The following is a 5,612-nucleotide window of genomic DNA, read 5'->3' as shown; positions in this document are numbered from 1 at the left end:
CCCCAGTAGTTCAGTTGGTAGAACGGCGGACTGTTAATCCGTATGTCACTGGTTCGAGTCCAGTCTGGGGAGCCATTATTATCGGCAATATTTCTTCTGTTAAAACCTCGCGTTTGTTAATCTACTCTTTACTTTCAATATCATAACCTTCCAATCGCTTCATTTATCTTAGTTATCATCATTTATTTAAGACTACTTTTTTAGTGAAATATAGTTAATTTTTCTATATGTAATAATACCTTAGATTAATAATTAACTAATCTCATTTCTGCTATGATAATATTGATTATAATATAAACTATTTAGATCATTATATTTTTGGTTAACATCTTGTTCGAACCTCTTCAGCACAAAGCTTGTGCCGGACTGAGCAAATTTAGCCAAAAACACTTATGGGAATGGATGTTTTATGGGCTTATCGAAATCCTTTCAGCTGGTTCTGTTCCTTGTGTTTGGATTATTAATCTTCCAAATTTACACGGTCGAAAATAACCAAGTACAGGAACAAGGTGAAGTTGCGCGCGCAAGTTATCAACAAAATGTACAAACCATTGATGACTGGCATGGCAGCGGAGAAGCGTTATACCAACGCATGTCTAAAGACTTTTCTTTTCAGTTTTTTCAATATATCCATAATACCGACAGTAATAATAATTTTACCTATGGCAGTTTACTTCGCCCTTCAGACGATTTTGCCAGCCAAGTTTTTGATATTGAATTAGGTCACGTTCAAAACTTTGCCGATGGTCGCTTACAAGTGAGATTAGACACTGCCAGTGTGTTGTCACCCAGCTTTAATGACTTAGAACAAACCGCGACCTTATTAATCGCGGCATATATCATTCTGATGCTGTTATTTGCCGCACTCGTGCAGTTACATCGTCGTAGAATCAACTATGCTGCTGAATACATTGCTCATATCCCTGACTTATCATTCCTCGCCATTGAAAAATCACGCTTCCCGGGCGTATTGAAGCCATTAGGTAACGCAATAGAAACTTGCCGTGGTCAATTAAAGCTCAGCTTAGATCGGGTACGTAAAGAAAATGAGTTGTTAACCAAAGCTGCTTACCAAGATCCCGTCAGTGGTTTTTCAACGCGCCAACGCTTTACCCAGCATATTGAAGCGATAAGAAAAACAGATAAACAACAAAATGGTGTACTGGTTGTGGTTAAGGCAGCTGAACTTGCAAGCGTCAACCAATTACATGGCCGCGTTGCAGGTGATGATTATTTAGCAAAATTGGCAAGCTGTATTCGTAAATCGGCATCAAATCTTGGACCGAATGAGTGCTTTAGGATTTCCAGTGGCGATTTTGCTGTTTTCATTGACAGTATTTCCCTAAAAGAGGGTGAGCGATTTTTAGAGCAACTTAAACGTTATCTTGACGAATATGCCCAAAGCACAAAAAGTGACTCTATAGCGCATGCGGGTATGGTGCCCTATCAGCAAGGAAACGAGCCATTAGCATTGATGGCATTAGCTGATACCGCCGTCAGCGTGGCACAAACTCTGGGGCCTAATCGTTACTATCAATTAGAGAAGCTATCGGGTGATGAGCAAGTCGGAACAGATCATTGGAAAATCACCATCGGCGACTTGATTAATCGTCGAAGCGTAAAATTTTATCAACAACCTATTCAACCCTGTAACAATGCTACTGAAGTTTACCGCGAGTTACTGGCTCGCTTTTATAACGGCGAAGGTAGACATTTACCAACAACCACAGTGATTGCGATGGCTGAACGTTATGGGATGAGTATTGAATTAGATAAAATGATTGTCACACAAACCATTAAAATCTTGAGTGAAAACCCGAGTATTTCAGGTAATATGGGAGTGAATATCAGTGCGTCCTCAGCGCTTCAAGGCAGTTTTACGGTTTGGTTAAAAGATATATTGTCTAAACATCGTGGCACCGCTGCTCGATTAGTGTTTGAACTTAATGAATCAGGAATGCAGACCAATTTAGAGTCTAGCCATCAATTTGTTACCGAGATACACAAAGTAGGCGCAAAAATCGCTATCGAGCGCTTTGGTTTAGGCTTTACCTCATTTAAATTTTTCCGTGAAGTACGTCCTGACTTTATCAAGTTAGACAGCAGTTACAGTGACAATATAGAACAAGATAATAATAATAAGTTTTTTATTAGGATGATCGTTGATATCGCAAAACGCATCAGTATCCGCGTCATAGCCACGGGTGTTGAAAAGCAGGATGAAAAGCTCACCCTAGAAAAACTCTTAGTGGACGGACTACAAGGATATTATATTGCTAAACCTGAATTGTTGTTGCTTAAACAGTAACAACAAGGTTAATAAAGGGTAAAAAAACACGCTTTTATTCTAAGGTTAAACATTTTATGTTTAACCTTATTTTTTATCCGTTGTTTATCGGCGTCAAACCTAAGATAATACTAACAACTATTGGTCAAAAAATTGTAGCAATGACAGATTACCTTCTCCTGTTAATCGGCACAGTGCTGGTAAACAACTTTGTTCTGGTAAAATTCTTAGGTCTATGCCCTTTTATGGGGGTGTCGAGCAAATTAGCGTCAGCAATTGGGATGTCGATGGCAACCACGTTTGTGTTGACCCTAGCGTCTATTTTGAGTTATTTAATTAATGAATTTCTGTTACAACCATTTGATCTCAGTTATTTACGCACCATGAGCTTTATTTTAGTGATTGCCGTCGTGGTGCAATTTACTGAAATGGTAGTGCAAAAAACCAGTGCCTCCTTACATCGCGCGCTGGGCATTTATTTACCATTAATCACCACCAATTGTGCCGTATTAGGCGTCGCTTTACTTAACGTCAATGAAGACCATAATTTTATTCAATCGGCTATATATGGTTTTGGTGCTGCGGTTGGCTTCTCATTAGTGTTAATTTTATTTTCTGCCATGCGTGAGCGATTAGCGGCCGCCGATGTGCCCTTACCTTTTAAAGGTGGTGCAATTGCCATGATCACTGCCGGGTTAATGTCATTAGCCTTTATGGGGTTTGCGGGGCTGGTTACTTAATGATTTCGAGTATATTAATTGCCGTCGCCATACTAACCGCCTTAGCATTGGTGTTTGGTGTCATTTTGGGTTTTGCGTCGAAAAAATTTAAAGTCGAAGGCAACCCTATTGTTGATCAAGTAGAAACCTTGCTACCGCAAACTCAATGTGGTCAATGTGGTTTCCCTGGTTGTCGACCCTATGCAGAAGCCATCGCCAATGGTGAGAAAATCAATAAATGCCCTCCAGGCGGTACCGCTACCATGGAAAAAATTGCTGAGCTCATGGGGGTAGAACCTGAAGCGTTAGGCGAAGAGGCTCAAGCTAATGTGAAAAAAGTGGCTTACATCCGCGAAGATGAATGCATTGGTTGCACTAAGTGTATCCAAGCCTGCCCAGTTGACGCTATTTTAGGTGCTGGTAAATTAATGCATACCGTTATTGTCAAAGATTGTACTGGCTGTGACTTATGTGTTGAACCTTGCCCTGTCGATTGTATAGATATGATCCCCGTTGCAACCACAATACAAAATTGGGACTGGAAGTTACACGCTATCCCAGTAAACGTGATCGATCCTGAGCAAGAGGAAAAACGGTGCTAACGTTATTAGAGCAATTAGATAAAGGTACTTTGTGGCGCTCTCCTGGCGGGATCCATCCACCTGAACTTAAATCATTATCCAATCAACGAACAATTTTACCTTTACCACTGTCATCGCGATTTGTGGTACCGGTTCCCCTTGTCGGTCAACAGGCCGCACTTAGCATTCGTGTTGGTGACAAGGTATTAAGAGGACAATCAATCACTGAAGGTGCTGGTTTTACCTATTTACCGGTTCACGCGCCTACCTCTGGGACGGTTGTGGCAATAGAAGAACACCATAGTAACCATCCCTCTTTATTACCTGTGTTGAGTTGCATCATCGAAGCTGATGGTCAAGATACTTGGTGTGAACTGGTACCAGGTCAGATTGAACAACTGTCAAAACCGGCTATTCTAGACAAAATCAAACACGCAGGGATTGCAGGCATGGGCGGCGCGGCGTTTCCTAGCCATGTCAAACTCAACCCCGCCAGCGAAATCGATTTAGTCATCATTAATGGTGTGGAATGTGAACCCTATATCAGTGCTGATGATCGATTAATGCGTGAATACAGTGATGAAATCTTAACTGGCATAAGTATTATTGATCATTTACTTAATCCACAGCGCATTATCATCGCCATTGAAGACAACAAACCTGAAGCCGCGCAGGCTATGGAATCGGCTATTCATCGCAGCTCATTGCCCAACGACATGATCCGCGTCACCGTTATTCCAACAAAGTACCCTTCTGGCGGTGAAAAACAACTTATTCAAATTATTACCGGTAAAGAAGTGCCAAGTGGCGCGATTCCAGCCCAACTCGGTATTGTTATGCATAACGTCGGTACCGCCTATGCAATACAAGATGCGGTATTACAAGGTAAACCACTCATTGAACGCGTGGTGACATTAACGGGTGAAAGCATCGGTAAACCCGGAAACTATTGGCTTAGAATAGGCACAACCGTAGCCGATGCCCTCAGTCAAGTTAGTTTCAAACCAGAGCGCGCGCAAAAAATCATTGTAGGCGGCCCAATGATGGGATATGCAATAGCCGAACTTGATGTGCCAATATTAAAAGGCACCAACTGTTTGCTAACACCAAGCCAAACAGAAATAGCACCCGATTCAGATGAGAAAGCCTGTATTCGATGTGGTGAGTGCGCTGTCGTTTGCCCGGCATTATTGTTACCACAACAGTTATTCTGGCACGCAAAAGCTGAAGAATACGATAAAGCAGCGAGTTTTAATTTAAAAGACTGCATTGAATGTGGTTGTTGTAGCTATGTCTGTCCAAGTGATATCCCCTTAGTTGAATACTATCGTATCGCTAAGTCGGCGCTGAAAAATACCGCTGAAGAAAAACTTCAAGCTGAAAAAGCTAAACTTCGTTTTGAAGCTCGCTTACAACGTCTTGAAGATGAAAAAAATGCGCGCGAAGAAAAATCAAAGCAAGCTGCCGCCAAGCGCCAAGCAAATATGAAATCGAGTGATAAAGATGCTGTTGCCGCCGCGATGGCACGTATCGCCGCGAAAAAAGCTCAAGCAACAGACTCAGTAACGCAAGGTTCCGCTGCCACAAGCCTTGCATCTTCGAGCAATGTAGCAATCGATACCACCGACGTAAATAAAACAGTCATTAACGCCGCCATTGAACGTGCTAAAGCTAAAAAAGCTGCATTAGCCAATGAGTCAACGCAAACAAACGCCCTCAACACACCCAGTGGAGCTGAAGTTATCAATGAGTCAGCCCAACCACTAGATGACAAAAAAGCTAAAATTGCCGCGGCGGTTGCACGTGCTAAAGCCAAAAAAGCTGCATTAGCCAATGGCTCCGCGACAACAAGTACTACCGATACAAAAAGCACTGCGGTGACTGAACATGCTGTCGTTAGCAAAAAGGAGACTATTACCGATAATAACCACAACACTGCGAGTGAAGCTGAAGTAACTCATTCAGCCACCACCCAAGCTGTAGATGACAAAAAAGCTAAAATTACTGCGGCGGTTGCACGTGCTA

General features: G+C 42.1%; 4 protein-coding genes. All 4 read left to right on the top strand.

Features of this window, described 5'->3' with window-relative positions:
• Positions 1-409 precede the first annotated feature (409 nt).
• Positions 410-2,308 (top strand): EAL domain-containing protein, encoded by a 1,899-nt coding sequence (locus AAEZ02_RS21480; RefSeq protein WP_351079364.1) that lies wholly within the window; start codon positions 410-412, stop codon positions 2,306-2,308.
• Positions 2,309-2,448: 140 nt separating this feature from the next.
• Positions 2,449-3,027 carry an electron transport complex subunit RsxA gene (rsxA, locus tag AAEZ02_RS21475; protein WP_101034661.1) on the top strand — a complete coding sequence of 193 codons (579 nt, stop codon included), beginning with the start codon at positions 2,449-2,451 and terminating at the stop codon, positions 3,025-3,027.
• Positions 3,028-3,029: 2 nt separating this feature from the next.
• Positions 3,030-3,608, top strand: a complete 579-nt coding sequence (gene rsxB / locus AAEZ02_RS21470) for an electron transport complex subunit RsxB (protein ID WP_124013157.1) — start codon at positions 3,030-3,032, stop codon at positions 3,606-3,608.
• A partial coding sequence (rsxC, locus tag AAEZ02_RS21465) for an electron transport complex subunit RsxC (protein WP_351124952.1) occupies positions 3,602-5,612 on the top strand: 2,011 nt, incomplete at its 3' end. The genes rsxB and rsxC, both read left to right, overlap by 7 nt.

This window comes from Shewanella sp. T24-MNA-CIBAN-0130 (assembly GCF_040310185.1).
Taxonomy (GTDB): Bacteria; Pseudomonadota; Gammaproteobacteria; order Enterobacterales; family Shewanellaceae; genus Shewanella; species Shewanella psychromarinicola.
The sequence above is the reverse complement of the archived record's forward strand: the minus strand, read 5'-3'. Positions and strand labels throughout refer to the sequence as shown.